The organism is Streptomyces sp. NPDC001493 (assembly GCF_053597235.1).
In genome coordinates, this window is sequence record NZ_JBSFHV010000037.1 from 12,273 (window position 1) to 30,658 (window position 18,386).

Below are 18,386 nucleotides of genomic sequence, written 5' to 3' on the forward strand. Positions count from 1 at the left end.
GTACCGACGAGGTCGGAGGCCGTCGGCCGGCCCGTGCCGTCAGTCGTCCAGCACCGTCAGGTCCTGCACCGCGGCCGGGACGTCGACCGTGCCCCGGTCGTCCGGCAGCGTCTGGACGGTGAACATCTGCACCCCGTCCTCCGGGAGGGCGAGCGTGCGGGCCGCGTAGACCGGGCCGCCCGACTCCGTCTCCACCGTCAGCGCGTACGAGCCCTTGAGACCGGACGGGACGGGCGGGGTGAACGCGAGCGTCGTCCCGCCCTTGACCGTGTACGACTTGACGGTCTGTTCGCCGCCCTCGCTGCCCGCCGAGGCGGTGACCTTCACCTGGGCCGTGGCGCCGGGCGCGACGAGCGACAGGGTCGAACCCTTGGCCCGGTTGTCGGCCACGCTCGCCCGGGCACCCACCGGCCGGGTGGCCGGGATGTACGCGATCTCCTGCGCGGAGCCCGTACCCCGCACCACGCGCAGCGCGGCGACGATCGGGGTGGCCCGTTCGCCCTCGACAGGGGTCAGCCGCAGCGAGCCCGGCTCCTTGCGGGTGACGTTCTTCAGGTCGACGCTCGCGGTCATCCCCGACTTGACGTGCAGGGTGTCGTTGCCGGCCGGGGAGAAGGTCGCCGACTTCCCGATCAGCTGCACCTTGAGGTCCGCGTCGTCCTCGCCGGGCGCGTACGCGATCAGCTGGACCGAGGTGGCGTCGGCGGGGATGCCGGGCAGCACCACGGTGGCGGACGGGTCCGCCGAGGCGGTGAGCCAGTCGCTGCCGCTGTCCTCCCGGGCTCCCCGGACCACCGCGCCGACCCGGCCGCTGCGGGTGGTGACGTGGGCGGTGGCGTCGTCGACGGCCTCGCCGGTCAGGGTGGAGAGCAGCATGGCCACGCTGGAGTGCGCCGGGACGGCGATCCCGTCGCCGACGTCCGCCTTGAGGTCGCCGTCCGGGCCGAAGAGCTGGATGTCGACGATGGCCGCGCCGCTGTCCGGGTTGGTCAGGTGGATGTAGTCCTGCGCCTTGGCGGCGGTGCTGACGCCGGGGAACCAGAACTCCGTGTCGGGCGCCGTGCAGCTGACGCCGAGCAGCCCCCGGGTGGAGCCGGCGGTGACCGAGGTGGTCTGCTGCGCGCTCCAGCCCGGCGCGAGCGCGCCGGTGGCGGTGCCGACCAGCGCGGGCGCGTCGGCGCCGTCGGCGTCGGCGGTGACGGGCTTTCCTGCCTCCTTGAGCGCGACGACCGTCTTCTCCGCCTTGCCCGCGTCGGCCTTGTCGGTCTTGGCACTCTTGTCGGACTTCTCGGACTTCTCGGACTTCTCGGTGGTGGTGCCGTCGTCCGTGACGGGCCGTGTCTCCTTCAGCTCGGCGGCCGACTCCCCGCTCGCCCCCTTCCCGGCCGGGGTGTAGGAGGTGTACGCGGTTTCAGCGAGCTCGGAGTCGCTGGGTGCCGGGCAGAGCAGGCTGGACCGCTCGACGGGCAGCCTGGACGCCGACGCGGCCTTCGCCGGTGCCGAGCCGCCGGGCGCGTTGAACGCGGCGAAGCCGGTGACGGCGGCGAGGGCGACGGTGCCCGCGATGAGGGACAGGGGGGTGGACTTCACTCGGACTCGCCTCGCGATGCGTTACGGGTCTGCCACGGCGCCTGGTCCGGGGCGTTCGGGTCGACCTGCTCGTCGGTGTCGTGGACGCCGTACTGCTGCCCCGCGTACGGGTCGTACGGGGCCTGGGTCTCGTAACCCTGGTACTGCTGCTGTTGTTGCTGTTGCTGCTGCTGCCCGTAGCCGTACGGGTCGTAGACGTGTCCCTGCTGGTACGGGTCGGCCTGCTGGTAGGGGTCGACCTGCTGGAACTGGTCGGTCGCGTACTGGTCGGCCCCGTACTGCTCCGGCTGGTGCTGCTCGGGCTGGTACTGCTCCGCCGGGTACTGCTCCGCCTGGTAGGGGGCGTACTCGGCCTGCTGGTACTGCTGCTGCCCGTCCCAGTCCGCGTAACCCTGCTGGGGAATCGCGGCGTACGTGCCGTCGCCCTCGGCCTGCGCCGGGACGTAGTCGCCGTCCCCGGCCTGTGCCGGGATGTACGCGCCGCCGTCGGCCTGCGCCGGGGCGTACGGCTCCGGCTCGGACCGGTCGTCGGCGGCCGGGTCCGCGCCGCTCCCGAACGCGTCCGGCGCCAGGCCCTCATCGTCGGCGGAGGCGGAAGCGGAATCCGAGGTGGAGGCCGAAGCGGCTTCGGCGGCCTCCGCGGCGGCGGCCGCTTCGGCCTCGGCGGCCGCGCGGAGCCTGCGGGCGCGGCGTCCGTCGCCCTCGGCCGCGTCGGCGGCGGCAGCGGCTTCGGCGTCCTCGGGGAGGTCGTCGTCGACCTCGCGGCGGCGGCCCGGCAGGGCCATGACGACGAGGACCACGGCGAGACCGATCTGCGCCCAGATCCACACGGAGTGCGTGATCGGGGTGTCGTACGTGAGGTCGAGCCGGCCGCCGGACGCGGGGAGCTCGAAGCCCTGCGCCCAGCCGTCGACGGTCTTGCGGGTGAGGGGCTTGCCGTCCAGGGTGGCCTGCCAGGCGGGGTCGGCCGCGTCGGCGAGGCGGAGCAGCCGGCCGTCATCGCCCGCCGGGATCTTGGTGTGGGACTCCACGGTGCCCGAGGGGACCACCACGCCCTCGCCGTCGCCGGAGGCCGGGACGATCATGAGGCGGGCGACGTCCTGGTCGACCCGCCAGAGCGCGCTGCCGTCGAGCTGGCTGAGGCGGCTGAGGCCGGGGGTCGCGTCGAGGACCCGGGCCATCTCGCGCGGGGCGCCGTCGCGTACGAGGACGTACCGCACGGCGAACCCGCTGAGCTGGTGGCCCTGGTCGGCGCCGGAGCCGGCGACCAGGTTGGCGACGACCTTGTCGAGGTGGCTGTCGCTGCCGGTCGACGCGGTCAGTTCGGCGTCGCCGAGCCGGGCGCCGGACCCGCGGACCAGGGTGTACGAGACCGATCCCGCCGAGGTCCCGCCGAGCACCAGGGTGCGCGGCTGGTCCGCCGTGATGCTCTCCTCCGCGACGAACGCGGGGACCTGCACCGGGTCGCGCCGCTCCAGCGGTCCGGCGGCGCCGCCCGCCATCCAGGCGAGGGCGGCCACCACCGGCGCGGCGGCGGAGGCCAGCGCGATCAGCGCGGCCACCGGCTGCCGCCAGCCGAAGCTGAGGGCGGCGACGCGGATGCGCGCCCCGTCCGCGCCCAGCAGGGCGGCGGCGATCAGCGCGGTTCCGTAGACGAGGGTGGCGGGACCGGCCCAGGTGGAGCCGTTGCTGAGGCCCGCGAAGAGCAGGCCGACGAGCGCGGCGGCCCAGGCGGCGCGGATCGCGGTCTGCCGTTCGCCGCGCAGCAGAGCGGCGAGGGCCGCGAGCACGATGCCGATGAAGAGGACGGAGCCGCCGCCCTTGGGGCCGCCGGGGCTCAGCGAGAGCAGGTCGACCGCGGAGGCGGTGCCCGTGCCGAGGTCCAGGCCCGCCTCCCGGAGGAAGCCGGACGGCCGGCTGAGCAGGCTCAGCGACCAGGGGGCGAGGACGAGCAGCGGGGTGCCGGCGGTGGCGAGGAAGCGGAGCCCGTACGCGGCGAGGTCCCGGCGGCGCAGGGCGAGCACGCCGAGGCCGAGGACGACGGCGAGCGGCCACACGATCGGGGTGAACGCGGTGGTGAAGGTGAGCAGCAGGGTGAAGGCCCAGGTGGCCCGCCAGCTGCCGCGGACCCGTCCGTCGCCGCGCAGGCCGTGGGCCGAGACGGCGGTACGGGCCATCAGCGGGAGCAGCACGGCGAGCACGGCGGTGCCCAGGCGTCCGGTGGCGAGCGCTCCGGTCACGGCGGGCAGGAAGGCGTACGCGACGCTCGCCCAGGCCCGCAGCAGGCGGGACTCGATGAGCGGCCGGGACGCGAAGTAGGCGGTGAGTCCGGCGAGCGGTACCGAGCAGACGAGCAGCAGGGTCAGCGCGAAGCCGGTGGAGCCGAAGAAGAGGGCCGATACGGCGGCGAGCACGCCGAGGTAGGGCGGGGCCGCTTCGGTGGAGCCGGTGACGACCGGGTGCCAGCCGTCCGCGAACCGGCTCCAGAGGTCGGAGACGGCGTCGGGCGCGGGCAGCAGGGCGCCGCCGGCGAGCGCGCCGCCACCGAGCAGGCCTCGGCAGGCGAGCAGGGAGACGAACAGCAGGAGGGCGAAGAGGACGGGGCCGGGTTTGCGGCCGATCCGCTTGAGCCGGGCGAACTGTTCGATCTCCAGGAAGTCGGCGTCGTCGCCGCCGGGGCCGGATTCGACGGCTCCGTGGCGCGAGCCGCCTGCGGCGTCGGCGTCGGAGCGGGAGCCGAAGTTGCCGGCGACCTGTTCGACGGTGGCGCGGACGGTGGCACCGGGCGGCGGGAAGAGGGAGCGGAGTTCGGCCGGGTCGACGGTGCCCTTGCCGCGGGCGCGGCGGGCGGCCATGATCCTGCCCGGCCGGAGCAGGGTGCCGACGAGACCGGTGACCTCGTCGAGCGCCTGGCCGGGGACCTTGCCGACGAGATAGGCGAGGGTGCGGAGCAGGGTGCCGACGACGAGGCGGAGCAGCACCCAGGGGAGCTTCTTGACCGGGGTGTTGGCGAGCATCGCGTAGACGGCGCCGGCCCGGTCGACGCGGTGCGGGCCGACGACCGAGCGTCCGGCGCAGTCGATGGGGCGGCGCTCGCGGGCGGCCGCCTCGGCGTGCCGCAGCACGGCGTCGGGGGCGACCAGCACCCGGTGGCCGGCCTGGTGGGCGCGCCAGCAGAGGTCCACGTCGTCGCGCATCAGGGGGAGTCTGCGGTCGAAGCCGCCGAGTTCCTCCCAGACGTCGCGGCGCACCAGCATGCCGGCGGAGGAAACGGAGAGGACGGAACGGACCTGGTCGTGCTGGCCCTGGTCCTGTTCGCGCCGGTCGAGTCCGGTCCAGCGGCGGCCGCTGTTGGCGATGGTGACGCCGACTTCGAGGAGCTGGCGGCGGTCGTACCAGCCGCGCAGCTTGGGCCCGACGATCGCGGCGTGCGGGTCGGTGTCGACGACGCGCAGCAGTTCGGCGAGGGCGTCGGGCTCGGGGGCGCAGTCGTCGTGGAGCAGCCAGAGCCACTGGACGGGTTCGCCGTGGGGGAGTTCCGGCAGGTCGTAGGCGTCGTCGCGCCAGGTCCTGGTGACGGGGTCCCAGCCGCTGGGGCGCTTGAGGTACGGCAGGTCGTCGACGGTCAGCTCCGGGGCGGTACGGACCGCTTCGTCGACGGCGGTGCCGAAGCCGGTCCGGCGCGCGAGGTGGAGCACGCGGTCACCGCCCAGCGCCTCGGTGACCAGCCGCGCGGAGTCGTCGGCGCTGCCGGTGTCGGCTGCGACGGCGTTCTGTACGGGGCGCTCCTGCCCGAGCAGCCCCGCGAGCGCGTCGGGCAGCCAGCGCGCGCCGTCGTGGGAGACGAGCACGGCGGTGACGACGTGCCGGGGGAACTCTGGGGCGACGGACGCGTTCGGCGCCGCCGGGTGACTCTGCACGGACATCGAGGTACGGGCCCTCCGGCCGGGTTCCGGGGGCGTTCCCCCCGGTGAGGCTGCATCGGTGTACACGCGCGCCCCGGCGGGGCGTTGGCGTGTCTCGGACGGGGCCCCACACTAACGGTACGGATCGGGGGCGACGGCGCCGAGCGGGTGAACCCCGGCCGCACCCCGCAGGGTATGGAGGCCGGGCAGCGGTGCCCGGCGGGGTGCGGCCGGGGTACGGGCGGGGTGCGGTCACGCCGATGGCCCGTGGTCCGGACCCTGGGGGGAAGGGTCTGGGCCACGGGCCATCGGGAGGCCGTGCACGGGTGGGGCTCATGGGTGCGGGGCCGTGCGGAGCGGTGGCGGCCCTGCGGTCGTACCGGGTGGTGTGCCGGGTGCCGCGCCGGAGGCGGCGGGGCGATGCGGTGGAGGTGTCGTGAAGATGCGAAGCCGTACGGTCGGCCCGTCGGGTTGACCGTGCGTCAGGCCCGTGCGCCGCGGAGGGCTCGGGCCCTCGGAGCCGTACCGGTCAGATCGCGGCCTTCTTCAGGCGCCGCCGCTCCCGCTCGGAGAGTCCGCCCCAGATGCCGAACCGCTCGTCGTTCGACAGGGCGTACTCCAGGCATTCGGATCGGACTTCGCAGGCGAGGCAGACCTTCTTGGCCTCCCGGGTCGATCCGCCCTTCTCGGGAAAGAAGGACTCGGGATCGGTCTGGGCGCACAGTGCGCGCTCCTGCCAGCCGAGTTCCTCGTCCGCGTCCTCGACCAGCAGTTGCTGGAACAGCTCGGTCATGTGCGCCCCTCGTCTGTCTCTTACGTCCCCGTGACGTGACCGTCACTCTCCGTGCGGCCGAACAACACGAGTGAAATTACAAGTGTGTAGCTCTGAGCCGGTCAAGCGAGCTTCTGCTATTGGCCCCGGTATTCACTCTGCGGAACCAAACATACGCGGAAGGTTACCAAATCACCAAAAACGTGACATATGCCCAGGGCTCAGGCACCCCTCGCTTCTTCAGCGAGTGAGACGAACGGAGTTTCCTCGCCGGTTCGATTCGATCACCGAAGCGACCAAGATCACAGACGAGTCACGGACCGTCAGCGAGGTTTGAGCCCCCGGATGATGCGCCACCTGTCCTGCCCCGTCGGTGCACAAACCTTTCTTCAGTGCCGGCGACCGGAAGGGGTGAAACATTGCCGCCAAATGGGACGCCGAGTTGACAGCGCGGGGAACGAGCCGGTCTCCTTGGCACCATGCCAGCGACCGTCGCGATGTACGCCACCCACGACCGTGGGTTCCGCACCGCTGTCCAGGCCCGCTGTTGCTGTTCCAGCTGTCGCTGCTGTTGATGCCCTCGCGGCTCCGGCTCCGATCAGTGCTCCCGCTCTGAATCCGAGTTCCCGCTTCCTTGTCCGTACCCCGCGCGGGTGCGGCAGCGGCCGGACGCCGTGGGCCCCCAGCACCCCGCCCCCGGGGCATCCCGCGCAGGAAACCGCCGTACCGGCGTGTACCCGCGGGCTCCCGGGCACCACCACCGAGCCACACCCCCACGCGCACCACCGATGCCGAGGACCACCGCATCCATGAACAACGACAGCGACCTGCAGATCGCCGGCGACCTCCTGGAGGTCCAGCACCTGCTCCTGCCGCCGAAGCAACACCCCACCACCGTGGCCGAGTTCGCCGGACTGGCCCGCTCCATCGCCGCCGACCGCGCCCAGTGGGCCCCGCTCGTCCAGTACGACGCCACCACCCGCTGGTACCACCGCCTGCGCACCGGCCCCGGCTACGAGGTCTGGCTGCTCAGCTGGGTCCCCGGACAGGGCAGCGGGCTCCACGACCACGGCCCGTCGTCCGGCGTACTGACCGTGCTGGAGGGCGAGTTGACCGAGCGCACCGAGCGCGGCAGCCGCACCATCGGCGCCGACGGCCAGCGGGTCTTCGCACCCGGCTACGTCCACGAGGTGGTCAACGACTCCCTCGCGCCCGCCGTCAGCCTGCACGTGTACTTCCCCGGCCTGACCGAGATGCCGATGCACACCGCGCGGTGCGCCCCCGCGGCCCTGGACGCCGTACCGGCCTGAGAACCCGCCCCGCGGAGGGGGCGGCCCGGCTGACAGACTGGAGGCATGCGCATTGTGGTTCTGGCCGGCGGTATCGGTGGTGCTCGTTTCCTGCGTGGCCTCAAACAGGCCGCACCCGACGCGGAGATCACCGTCATCGGCAACACCGGCGACGACATCCATCTGTTCGGGCTGAAGGTCTGCCCCGACCTCGACACCGTGATGTACACCCTCGGCGGTGGCATCAACGAGGAACAGGGCTGGGGGCGCACCGACGAGAGCTTCCACCTCAAGGAGGAGCTCGCGGCCTACGGTGTGGGGCCGGACTGGTTCGGGCTGGGCGACCGCGACTTCGCGACCCACGTGGTCCGTACCCAGATGCTGGGCGCGGGCTTCCCGCTCAGCGCGGTCACCGAGGCCCTCTGCGCCCGCTGGCAGCCGGGGGTCCGGCTGCTGCCGATGTCCGACGACCGGGTCGAGACGCATGTGGCCGTGGAGATCGACGGCGAGAGCCGGGCCATCCACTTCCAGGAGTACTGGGTGCGGCTGCGGGCGTCCGTGGAGGCGCGGGCGATCGTGCCGGTCGGCGCGGAGCAGTCCAAGCCGGCCCCGGGGGTGCTGGAGGCCATCGCCGCGGCGGACGTCATCGTCTTCCCGCCGTCGAACCCGGTGGTGTCCATCGGCACGATCCTGGCGGTACCCGGCATCCGGGAGGCGATCGCCGAGGCCGGGGTACCGGTCGTCGGCCTCTCCCCCATCGTGGGTGACGCCCCCGTGCGCGGGATGGCCGACAAGGTGCTGGCCGCGGTCGGCGTGGAGTCGACGGCGGCGGCTGTGGCCGAGCACTACGGCTCCGGGCTGCTGGACGGCTGGCTGGTGGACACCGTGGACGCCGGTGCGGTGGACGCGGTGGAGGCGGCGGGGATCCGCTGCCGTGCGGTGCCGCTGATGATGACGGACGTGGACGCCACGGCCGAGATGGCCCGTCAGGCGCTGGCGCTGGCCGAGGAGGTACGGGCGTGAGCACGGCGGAGACGGGTGCGGTTCCCTCGTTCCGGGTGTGGGCGCTGCCCGGACTGCCCGAGGTGCGGGCGGGCGACGACATCGCCAAGCTGATCGCCGCCGCCGAACCGGGGCTGGCCGACGGTGACGTCCTGCTCGTCACCTCGAAGATCGTCTCCAAGGCCGAGGGCCGGATCATGGAGGCGACCGACCGCGAGGCCGCGATCGACGCGGAGACCGTGCGCGTGGTGGCGCGGCGCGGCACCCTGCGCATCGTCGAGAACCGGCAGGGCCTGGTGATGGCCGCCGCCGGGGTGGACGCCTCGAACACCCCTGCCGGGACGGTGCTGCTGCTGCCGGAGGACCCGGACCGTTCGGCCCGGGTGATCCGGGACGGGCTGCGGGACACGCTGGGCGTGGAGGTCGGCGTCGTCGTCACGGACACCTTCGGGCGGCCGTGGCGGGCCGGTCTGACCGACGTGGCGATCGGCGCGGCGGGGGTGCGGGTCCTGGACGACCTGCGGGGCGGTACGGACGCGTACGGCAATCCGCTGAACGCGACGGTGGTCGCCACCGCCGACGAGCTGGCCGCCGCGGGCGACCTGGTGAAGGGCAAGGCGGCCGGGCTGCCCGTCGCGGTGGTGCGCGGGCTCGGGCACGTGGTCACCGCGGGCGACGCCTCCGCCTCCGCCTCTTCCGCCGCTTCCGAGGAGGAGACCGGGGCGCGGGCGCTGGTGCGGGGCGCCGCCGACGACATGTTCCGGCTCGGCACGTCCGAGGCGGTCCGGGAGGCGGTGACGCTGCGGCGCACCGTCCGGGAGTTCACCGACGACCCGGTGGACCCGGGGGCGGTCCGGCGGGCGGTGGCCGCCGCGGTGACCGCTCCGGCGCCGCATCACACGACGCCCTGGCGGTTCGTATTGCTGGAGTCCGAGGAGTCGCGGACCCGGCTGCTCGACGCGATGCGGGACGCCTGGATCGCCGATCTGCGGCGCGACGGGAAGAGCGAGGGGTCGATCGCGAAGCGGGTGCGCCGGGGCGACGTGCTGCGCGCGGCGCCGTACCTGGCGGTGCCGTGCCTGGTGATGGACGGCTCGCACCCTTACGGGGACGAGCGGCGGGACACCGCGGAGCGCGAGATGTTCGTGGTCGCGGCCGGGGCCGGGGTGCAGAACTTCCTGGTGGCGCTCGCGGGCGAGCGGCTCGGCTCGGCGTGGGTGTCCTCCACGATGTTCTGCCGGTCCGTGGTGCGCGAGGTGCTGGACCTGCCCGACTCCTGGGACCCGCTGGGCGCGGTGGCCATCGGCCGTCCCGCGACGGCGCCCCGCGAGCGGGCGCCCCGGGACGCGGAGGACTTCCTCACGGTGCGCTGAACGTCCGCCCCGGATCCCGGCTTCCTGCCCCGCTCAGAGCGACGCGATGTCGCCCGGGGTCATCCGGGGGCCGCGGCGCGGCCGGGACGCCCCGGAGAGAAGGATCAGTCGGGTCGCCCGGTGGCGCTGGCCCTCGTAGGGGGCGAGCAGCTCCAGCATCCGGGCGTCGTCGGCGTGCCGGTCGTTTGCGAGGGCGTGGCCGACGATGCCCGGCAGGTGGTAGTCGCCGGTGGTGACCGCGTCCGGGGCGCCGTTGGAGCGCTGGAGGGTCTCGGCGGAGGTCCACGGGCCGATGCCCGGGATCAGTTCCAGCCGGGCCTTCGCCTCGGGCAGCTCCATTCCGGCCGCCTCCTCCAGGCGGCGGGCCACCCGTACCGCGCGCAGCACGGTCGCCGAGCGCTTGGCGTCGACGCCGGCCCGGTGCCACTCCCAGGACGGCACCAGCGCCCAGGTGCGCGCGTCGGGCATGACGTGCAGCCCCAGCTCGGCGGCGGGTCCGGGGGCGGGGGTGCCGTGCGCGCGGACCAGGAGCCGCCAGGCGCGGTAGGCCTCGGTGGTGGTGACCTTCTGTTCGAGGATCGACGGGATCAGGGACTCCATCACCAGCCCCGTGCGCAGCAGGCGCAGCCCGGGGCGGCTGTGCCGGGCGAGGGCGAGCAGCCGGTGGCGTGGTTCGAAGGCGTCCGGGTCGTCGGTGGCACCGAGCAGCTCGGGCAGCTGGTCGAGGAGCCAGTCGGCGCCCGGCCCCCAGGCGGTCGCCCCGACCCGGCCGCCGGGCACCGCGCGGACACGGAGGGTGCCGGGGCCCGCCGGGGTGCGGGTGGCCCGCCAGAAGCTGCCGTCGTCGGTCGTACGGAAGGTGGGGTCGCCGGTTCCGCGCCGCAGCGGCCCGAGGACCAGGCGCAGGTCGAGCGGGCCCGGCGGGGTCCACTCCCGCGTCAGCGGGACCTCCGCGGGGACGGGCCCGGAGGCGGCGGGTACGCCCCCGCGCGCGGCGGCCGGCGTCTGCCGGGGCAGGCCGGTGCGCGCGGTGCGGGGGGCGAAGCGTCCTGCCACGGGTCGGTGTCCTCGGCGGTTCGGGGTGCGGGGGTGCCCCTCCGAGGGTACGGCTCCGGTCTCCGGGACCACCGGACCCGGAGACGTACCTCACCGGCCCCGGGTGCCTCACATGCCGAAGTCCCGGCCCGTGGGGTGCGCGAACCGGTCCGCGTGCGTCACGGGTACGCGAGCCCGCGTGCGTCACCGGTCCGCGTGCGTCACCGGTCCGCGTGCGTCACCGGTCCGCGTGCGTCACTGGTCCGAGGAGAAGCGGACCGCCCCGTCCGGGAGGACGGCGTCGCACCAGACGCGGACCCCGTCGCGGAGTTCGTTGTCGGCGCCGACCCGGGCGCCGTCGCCGATGACCGCGCCGGCCAGCACCGTACGGCTGCCGATCCGGGCGCCGGCTCCGACGAGGGAGTCGGTGACGACGGCCCCGGCTTCGATCACCGCGTCGGCGAGCACCGCCGAGCCGGTGATCCGGGCGCCCTCGCCGATCACCGCGCGTTCGCCGACGACCGTGCCGCCGCTGAGCTTGGCGTCCGGGGCGACCTGCGCGCCCGGCAGTACCAGGCGTTCGCCGCAGCGGCCGGGAACGGCCGGGGAGGGGGCGCGGCCGAGGACGAGGTCGGCGGAGCCGCGTACGAACGCCTGCGGGGTGCCGAGGTCGAGCCAGTACGTGGAGTCGACCATGCCCTGGAGGTGGGCGCCCGCGGCGAGCAGGCCGGGGAAGGTCTCGCGTTCGACGGAGACCGGCCGGTCGGCGGGGATGGAGTCGATGACCGAGCGGCGGAAGATGTACGCCCCCGCGTTGATCTGGTCGGTGACGATCTCCTCGGGCGTCTGCGGCTTCTCCAGGAAGGCGCTGACCCTGCCCGAGGCGTCGGTGGGGACGAGGCCGAACGCACGCGGGTCCTGGACCCGGGTGAGGTGCAGCGAGACGTCGGCGCCGGAGTCGGTGTGCGTGGTCACCAGGGCCCGGATGTCCAGGCCGGTGAGGATGTCGCCGTTGAAGATGAGCACCGGCTCGTCGGGGCCCGAGGTGAGCTTGTGGGCCACGTTGCGTATCGCGCCGCCGGTGCCCAGCGGTTCGCGCTCGGTGACGTACTCGATGTGCAGGCCGAGGTCCGAACCGTCACCGAAGTGCGGCTCGAACACCTCGGCCAGATAGGACGTCGCCAGCACGATGTGCTCGACGCCGGCCGCCCGCGCGCGGGCCAGCTGGTGGGTGAGGAAGGGGACACCCGCCGCGGGCACCATCGGCTTCGGGGTGCGGACCGTGAGGGGACGGAGCCGGGTGCCCTTCCCACCGACCAGGAGGATCGCTTCTCTTGCCTCTGTCACGGCGTCTGTTCTCTGCTTCCTGCCGGGGGCCGGGCCTCGTTCGGCTGGCCAGTGTATGCAGACCCGCCGGCCCGCCCCCGGTCAGCGCCCCTGGAGGCGGGCCGACGTGGTGCGGGTCGTGCCGAGCTTCTTGTAGAGACGTGCCCCGGGGCATTCGGTTGCGAATCCGTCGCGGTGCCCGGAAATGGCGTTCATTTTGACCGAACTACCCTTCTTGTACCTGTTGCCGCCGCCGGAGACGAGGGTGACGGTGCCCTTCGGGTTGATGCCGAAGAGCCCGAGCTTCCAGGCCGTGAGCTTGGCGACGGCGTTCACCGCCGCGGTGGGCGGGTTGGTGCTGGCGAAACTGCCGAGGACCGCGATGCCCATGGTGTTGGTGTTGAAGCCGAGGGTGTGCGCGCCGAGGACCGCCCTGGTGACACCGCCGGCCCGGCCCTCGTAGATGTTCCCGCACTTGTCGACGGCGAAGTTGTAGCCGATGTCCCGCCAGCCGTTGCTCTTGACGTGGTACCGGTAGATGCCGCGCAGGATGGAGGCCGACTGGGAGCAGGTGTAGTTGTTCCCGGTGGCGCTGTGGTGGACGAAGGCCGCCTTCACCGTCGTGGTGTACGCGAACTGACGCTCGCGCAGGCTCTCGTCCGCGCCCCAGCCCTTGCGGGTGATGATGCCCGGACGGGGTCCGATGTACGGCTTCGCCGCGGCGACCGCCGCCCCGGCCCGGGGTGCGTCCGCCCCCTCGTCGAGCTTCGCGTCCTGATCGAGCGTCCCGTCCTCGTCGAGCGTCCCGTCCTGGTCGAGCGTCCCGTCCTGGTCGGCCTTCCCGTCCTGGTCGTCGGGTTCCGCCGGGAGCCCCAGCCCGCGGGCCTGCGCGTCGGCGATCGTCTGGGCGCGGCTGAGCGCGGGCAGCCACGCGACGTCGGCGGTGTCCGTGTCGGGCGGGACCGCCGCGTCCGTGCCCGCCTCACCCGTCGTGCCGGCCGGGCCCGTCGTGCCGGCCTCGCCCGATGCCGTCGTGCCCGTCGCCGTCGTGCTCGCGGGGGCGGGCACCGGGTCCGCGCCGGGGTCGACGAGTTCGAGGCGCATGCCCTTCGGGAGGGCCGCCGGTTCCGCGGCGCGGCCGAACAGGTCGGTGACGGCGGGCCGGACCCGTACCTCGACGGCGTCGGAGGCGCCGACCCAGAGCGGGGCGGTCCCGCCGCGCACGGAGGCCGCCTCGGCCTCGGGGGTGCCGGGTTCCGCCGCGTGCTCGTCGTTGTGCGTCTCGACGGACTGCCAGCCGGACCAGCGGGCGGTGGAGGTGGCGCGGGTCCGGACCTCGACCGTGCCGGGCAGCTCCGCCGCCGCGTCGTCCCAGACGACGCCGAGGAGGGAGAAGGGCTTGACCTCCTTGGGGGTGAGGCCCTGCGGCACGACGGCGGACGTCTCCCCCGCGGCCCGGTTCTCGGTGAGCGGCACCAGCGGCAGGGACTGCGTCGAGCCGGGAGGGTCGGCGGTCGGGGCCGCCGAGGCCGGCGCCACGGGCAGCGCGGGGGTGGACACGGCGAGCGAGAGGGTGAGTGCGGCCGCACAGGTGACGCCGATCGTTGCGGCGTGGAGAGTACGCATGTCATTGATCCTCAAATAGGCTGATACGCCCGGCCACTCGACAGACCCCCCGATCGCCCTGACGGCCCGTCTGCCGAACGGTGGCCCCGCATCCCCGTTCACCGGCCGCCCGGCGCCACCGCCGCGTACGCTTGCGCGGATGAACGCCAGCGACCGCACCCCCGCCGACCTGCTGCGATCCGCGCTCCTCGCGGACCCGGCCCGCCCCCTGGTCACTTTCTACGACGACGCCACCGGCGAGCGCGTCGAACTTTCGGTCGCCACCTTCGCCAATTGGGTGGCCAAGACCGCGAATCTGCTCCAGGGCGACCTGGCCGCCGAACCGGGCGACCGGCTCGCTCTCCTGCTCCCCGCGCACTGGCAGTCGGCCGTCTGGCTGCTGGCCTGCGCCTCGGTCGGCGTGGTCGCCGAAGTGGGCGGGGACCCGGCGGCGGCCGACCTCGTGGTGACCGGCCCGGACACCGTGGAGCGGGCCCGCGCCTGCCGGGGCGAGCGCATCGCCCTGGCGCTGCGCCCGCTGGGCGGACGCTTCCCCGTCGCGCCCGAGGGCTTCGCCGACTACGCGGTCGAGGTGCCGAGCCAGGGCGACCGGTTCGCCCCCTTCCAGCCGGTGGACCCGGACGCCCCCGCGCTCGTCGTGGACGGCACGGAGCTGACGGGCGCGCAGCTCGTCGCCCGCGCCCGCGAGGAGGCCGCCGGGCTGGGGCTCGCGCCCGGTTCACGGCTGCTGTCGGGGCGTTCGTACGACAGCTGGGAGGGGCTCGCCGCCGGGCTCTGGGCGCCGCTGGCGTCGGGCGGCTCGGTGGTGCTCTGCCGTCATCTCGGGCAGCTGGACGAGAACGGGCTGGCGAAGCGGGTGGAGAGCGAGCGCGTCACCCACCGCGCGGTCTGACCGGCCGGGCCCGGCGCCCGGGCCCGCACGGAGGGCCCGGACCGCACCGGTATGAAAAGCGCCGCGAGGGTCACTCGTCCGGCCCCTCGCGGGCCCGGTCCCCCGGGGCTGGGCGGCGACTCGGGTACATCATCGGCGGTACCGACCTCCCGAGGATGGACGCAGACGTGACCGACAGCGCTGGCACGCCGGCCGACCCCGACCCCGACCCGGGCGCCGAACCCGGCCCCGGCTCCGACGGCCCCGGCGGCCCGGACACCGGCGGGGGCAGGGACGACGGGCCTCGGGACGACGGTCCACAGGACGGCGGATCGCGTGACGGCGGGCGCCGTGACGGCCGTGGGCCGGGGACGTGGGCGGCCCGCCCCGAGGCCGTGCGCCCCCAGGGCCACAAGCGGCACTGGGTGCGCTGGACCGCGCTGGGCGCGTCGCTCGTCCTCCTGGCCGCGGCGGGCGTCGGCTGGTGGCTGTACCGGAAGCTGGACGGCAACATCCGCACGGACACCGGCGCCGAGGCCGAGCTGCGGGCGTACGAGCGGGAGCGCCCCACCGCCCTGGTGACGGACGCCCAGAACATCCTGCTCATCGGCTCGGACAGCCGGGCCGGGGACAACCGGAAGTACGGCCGGGACAACGGCGGGGCGCAGCGCTCGGACACGGTGATCCTGCTGCATCTCGCGGCGGACCGGGAGAGCGCCACCGCGGTGTCCGTGCCCCGGGACCTGATGGTGGAGATCCCCAGCTGCCACGGCTCCGGAGGCAAGGCGACCGGCGCGCAGACCGCCCAGTTCAACTGGGCGTTCGAGATCGGCGGCACGGCCTGCACGGTACGGACCGTGGAGCTGATGACGAAGATCCGCGTCGACCACCACATGGTGGTGGACTTCAGCGGGTTCAAGGACATGGTGGACGCGGTGGACGGCGTGCAGATCTGCCTCCGGGAGCCCATCGACGACCCGGCGGCGCATCTGAAGCTCCCCGCCGGACGGCACACGCTCGACGGCGAACAGGCGCTCGGCTACGTACGCGCGCGCAAGTCGCTGGGCAACGGCAGCGACACCGAGCGGATGAACCGGCAGCAGCAATTCCTCGCCGCCCTGGTGAACAAGGTGCAGAGCAATGGTGTCCTGCTCAATCCGACCCGGCTCTACCCGGTTCTCGACGCGGCCACGAAGTCGCTGACGACGGACGCCGGACTGGACTCGCTGCGGGATCTCTACGGACTGGTCCGAGGAATGCGGAACGTACCGACGGACAAAGTGCAGTTCCTGACCGTCCCGCGTCGGCCCTACCGACAGAACGCGAATCGGGACGAATTGGTGCAACCGGACGCGGACCGGCTTTTCAAGCAACTGCGCGAGGACGCTCCGGTCACCGTCGTACCGGCCAAGAATTCGGGCAACGGCCCCACCCCGGCGGAAAGGGCGGAAGCGGCGCCCGGAACCGCATCCGGTGCGGCCAGGGCGACGCCGAACCCCACTTACTCGGGTACGAATGCTGCGGATGACCTGTGTAAGCGGTAAAGCAATTCCCAAGCGGAACGGCACAATCGGAGCGGAATGGGCGGAATGCCCGGTTGTAGGGGCCGTGGAATGTGTCACGCTCGTCGCTGCACTCCGGAACGGGCGGATAGTGTGACGCGATCCGGTGCGTCCGGCCTTCCGGCCGCGCACTTCTGGAACGCAGATTCGGAGCGCCTTTTCGGGGAAGGCGCCTCGCGTGGCACCGACGGAGGACCCAGGCAACCGTGGATGCGCAAAGCCGTGGACGGGACGATATCGACCCCGCGGACCAGTGGGTCCTGAACCCGCAGACCGGCAATTACGAACTGCGACTGAACCACTCCGAAGAGCATTCTCCGCGAGTGGGCGAAGGTCCTCGCATTCCGCGGGGCCGAAACGAATCGAGCGCCGGAGAACCCCGTCCGGGCGGCCGTCGCCGGGCGCCCTCTCCCGAATCGGGCGAGGACTCGGCAGCGCGCGGGGACGAGCGGGTTCCCGGCCAGCGCAGCCGCCGGGCGGGCGGGCCCAAGCGCGCGGCGGAGGCCCCGGCGGGACGCCGCACCCGCAGGGCGAAGAAGAGCGGCAAGAAGAAGTGGCTGGTGTGGACCGGCGGCATAACGGCGTTCCTCGTCGTCGCCGGCTCGGGCGGCGCCTACGCCCTCTACCGGCACTTCAACGGCAACATAGGCACCGTCGACGTGGGCTCCGCCGGCAACAAGAACGTCACCAGCTCCGGCCCGATGAACATCCTGATCATCGGCACCGACAAGCGCACCGGCAAGGGCAACGAGGGCTACGGCGACGCCGGCAGCGCCGGCCACGCCGACACCAACATCCTCTTCCACGTCTCCGCGGACCGGACCAACGCGACCGCGCTCAGCATCCCGCGCGACCTGGTCATGGACATACCCGACTGCGAGACGAAGCAGGAGGACGGCACCACCAAGGTCATCCCCGGAACGCCGAACGACCGCTTCAACATCAGCCTCGGCCAGGAGGGCCGCGACCCCGGCTGCACCATGCGCACGGTGAAGGAGCTCACCGGCCTGTCGGTCGACCACTTCATGATGGTGGACTTCAACGCGGTCAAGGAGCTCTCCACGGCGGTCGGCGGCGTCACCGTCTGCATGGCCAAACCGATCAACGACTCCAAGTCCCACCTCAAGCTGCCGAAGGGCGAGTCGAAAGTGCAGGGCGAGCAGGCCCTGGCACTGCTGCGGACCCGGCACAGCTTCGGCAACGAGAGCGACCTGGACCGGATCAAGGTCCAGCAGCAGTTCCTCGGCTCGATGATCCGTCAGATGAAGTCGGACGACACCCTGACGAGCCCCACGAAGCTCTTCAAGCTGGCCAACGCGGCGACCAAGGCGCTCACGGTCGACTCGGGCATCGGTTCGGTGGCGAAGCTGACCACCCTCGCCAAGGAGCTCTCCAAGGTCCCGGCGAAGAACATCACCTTCACCACGGTGCCGGTCATAGACAACCCGGACGAGCCGCAGCCGGTCACGGTCGTCGTCCATCCGACCAAGGCCGAGCAGCTCTTCGAGACGATGCGTCAGGACGTCTCCCTCACCGAGGTGGCGGCGCAGCAGAAGGCCGACGCCGCGAAGCAGAAGAGCGCGCAGGACGCCCTGCTGGAGGGGGCGCGGGCGAAGGCCGCCGACGTGCGGGTGGACGTGTACAACGGCGGGAAGATCTCCGGAGCGGCCGGAGCCACCGTCAGCTGGCTCCAGCTCGAAAAGGGCGTGCTGAAGTCCACCAACAAGGCGAACGCGCCGGAGAAGATCGCCAAGACGACGCTCGAGTACGCGCCCAACCAGGCGGACCAGGCCCGGGCGCTCGCCGACATGATGGGGCTGCCCGCCTCGGCGCTGAAGCAGGGCACCACGGACGCCGAAGGGCTGGAAGCGATGACGCTGACGCTCGGCGCCGACTTCAAGGGGGCCGGGGTCGCCGTCGACGCACCCGCCACGGCGCCCACCGACATCCAGAGGGCTAGCGCCGACAAGGCGGTGTGCAGCGAGTGAAACCCGTTCGCCGCACCACCGCGAGAGTCTGAGCAGCAGGGGGGTCC

At 73.3% G+C, this 18,386-nt stretch carries 12 protein-coding genes; 6 read left to right on the forward strand and 6 right to left on the reverse strand.

Going from position 1 to position 18,386, the window contains the following annotated elements:
• Window positions 1-39: 39 nt before the first annotated feature.
• The 3 genes from ACWCWD_RS33970 to ACWCWD_RS33980 form a co-directional block, all read right to left on the reverse strand.
• Window positions 40-1,590 carry a DUF5719 family protein gene (locus tag ACWCWD_RS33970; protein WP_450778997.1) on the reverse strand — a complete coding sequence of 517 codons (1,551 nt, stop codon included), beginning with the start codon at window positions 1,588-1,590 and terminating at the stop codon, window positions 40-42.
• Window positions 1,587-5,516: a glycosyltransferase gene (locus ACWCWD_RS33975; RefSeq protein WP_450778999.1), complete on the reverse strand. Its 3,930-nt coding sequence runs from the start codon at window positions 5,514-5,516 to the stop codon at window positions 1,587-1,589. The genes ACWCWD_RS33970 and ACWCWD_RS33975 overlap by 4 nt, the downstream gene beginning before the upstream one ends.
• Window positions 5,517-6,024: 508 nt before the next feature.
• Complete coding sequence (locus ACWCWD_RS33980) at window positions 6,025-6,288, reverse strand: WhiB family transcriptional regulator (protein ID WP_003968728.1); 264 nt, start codon at window positions 6,286-6,288, stop codon at window positions 6,025-6,027.
• A gap of 788 nt (window positions 6,289-7,076) precedes the next feature.
• Here ACWCWD_RS33980 and ACWCWD_RS33985 point away from each other — a divergent pair.
• Genes ACWCWD_RS33985 through ACWCWD_RS33995 form a run of 3 tightly spaced genes read left to right on the forward strand, consistent with a single transcriptional unit; the run spans window position 7,077 to window position 9,931 of the window.
• Entirely contained in the window at window positions 7,077-7,577 is a 501-nt protein-coding gene (locus ACWCWD_RS33985) for a cysteine dioxygenase (protein WP_450779001.1), read from the forward strand.
• Window positions 7,578-7,622: 45 nt separating this feature from the next.
• The gene (gene cofD / locus ACWCWD_RS33990) at window positions 7,623-8,579 is read left to right on the forward strand and encodes a 2-phospho-L-lactate transferase (protein WP_450779003.1); all 957 of its coding nucleotides are present in this window, start codon (window positions 7,623-7,625) and stop codon (window positions 8,577-8,579) included.
• Window positions 8,576-9,931, forward strand: coding sequence for a coenzyme F420-0:L-glutamate ligase (locus ACWCWD_RS33995; RefSeq protein ID WP_450779005.1), 1,356 nt, complete (start codon window positions 8,576-8,578; stop codon window positions 9,929-9,931). The genes cofD and ACWCWD_RS33995 overlap by 4 nt, the downstream gene beginning before the upstream one ends.
• A 33-nt stretch (window positions 9,932-9,964) precedes the next feature.
• On the opposite strand, the gene ACWCWD_RS34000 is transcribed toward ACWCWD_RS33995, so the two are convergent.
• The 3 genes from ACWCWD_RS34000 to ACWCWD_RS34010 all read right to left on the reverse strand — a co-directional run bounded on the left by ACWCWD_RS34000 (window position 9,965) and on the right by ACWCWD_RS34010 (window position 13,918).
• Window positions 9,965-10,987 (reverse strand): DNA-3-methyladenine glycosylase family protein, encoded by a 1,023-nt coding sequence (locus ACWCWD_RS34000; protein ID WP_450779007.1) that lies wholly within the window; start codon window positions 10,985-10,987, stop codon window positions 9,965-9,967.
• A 234-nt stretch (window positions 10,988-11,221) separates the two neighbouring features.
• The gene (locus ACWCWD_RS34005; protein ID WP_450779009.1) at window positions 11,222-12,313 is read right to left on the reverse strand and encodes a sugar phosphate nucleotidyltransferase; all 1,092 of its coding nucleotides are present in this window, start codon (window positions 12,311-12,313) and stop codon (window positions 11,222-11,224) included.
• Between the two features lie 81 nt (window positions 12,314-12,394).
• Window positions 12,395-13,918: a peptidoglycan recognition protein family protein gene (locus ACWCWD_RS34010; protein ID WP_450779011.1), complete on the reverse strand. Its 1,524-nt coding sequence runs from the start codon at window positions 13,916-13,918 to the stop codon at window positions 12,395-12,397.
• Between the two features lie 139 nt (window positions 13,919-14,057).
• On the opposite strand from ACWCWD_RS34010, the gene ACWCWD_RS34015 reads away from it, so the two are divergent.
• The 3 genes from ACWCWD_RS34015 (at window position 14,058) to ACWCWD_RS34025 (ending at window position 18,339) form a co-directional block, all read left to right on the forward strand.
• Window positions 14,058-14,810 carry a TIGR03089 family protein gene (locus tag ACWCWD_RS34015; protein ID WP_450779013.1) on the forward strand — a complete coding sequence of 251 codons (753 nt, stop codon included), beginning with the start codon at window positions 14,058-14,060 and terminating at the stop codon, window positions 14,808-14,810.
• 167 nt (window positions 14,811-14,977) lie between these two features.
• Window positions 14,978-16,333 carry an LCP family protein gene (locus ACWCWD_RS34020; RefSeq protein ID WP_450779015.1) on the forward strand — a complete coding sequence of 452 codons (1,356 nt, stop codon included), beginning with the start codon at window positions 14,978-14,980 and terminating at the stop codon, window positions 16,331-16,333.
• Between the two features lie 224 nt (window positions 16,334-16,557).
• On the forward strand, window positions 16,558-18,339 hold the full coding sequence (locus ACWCWD_RS34025) for an LCP family glycopolymer transferase (protein WP_450779017.1): 1,782 nt from the start codon (window positions 16,558-16,560) through the stop codon (window positions 18,337-18,339).
• Window positions 18,340-18,386 lie beyond the last annotated feature (47 nt).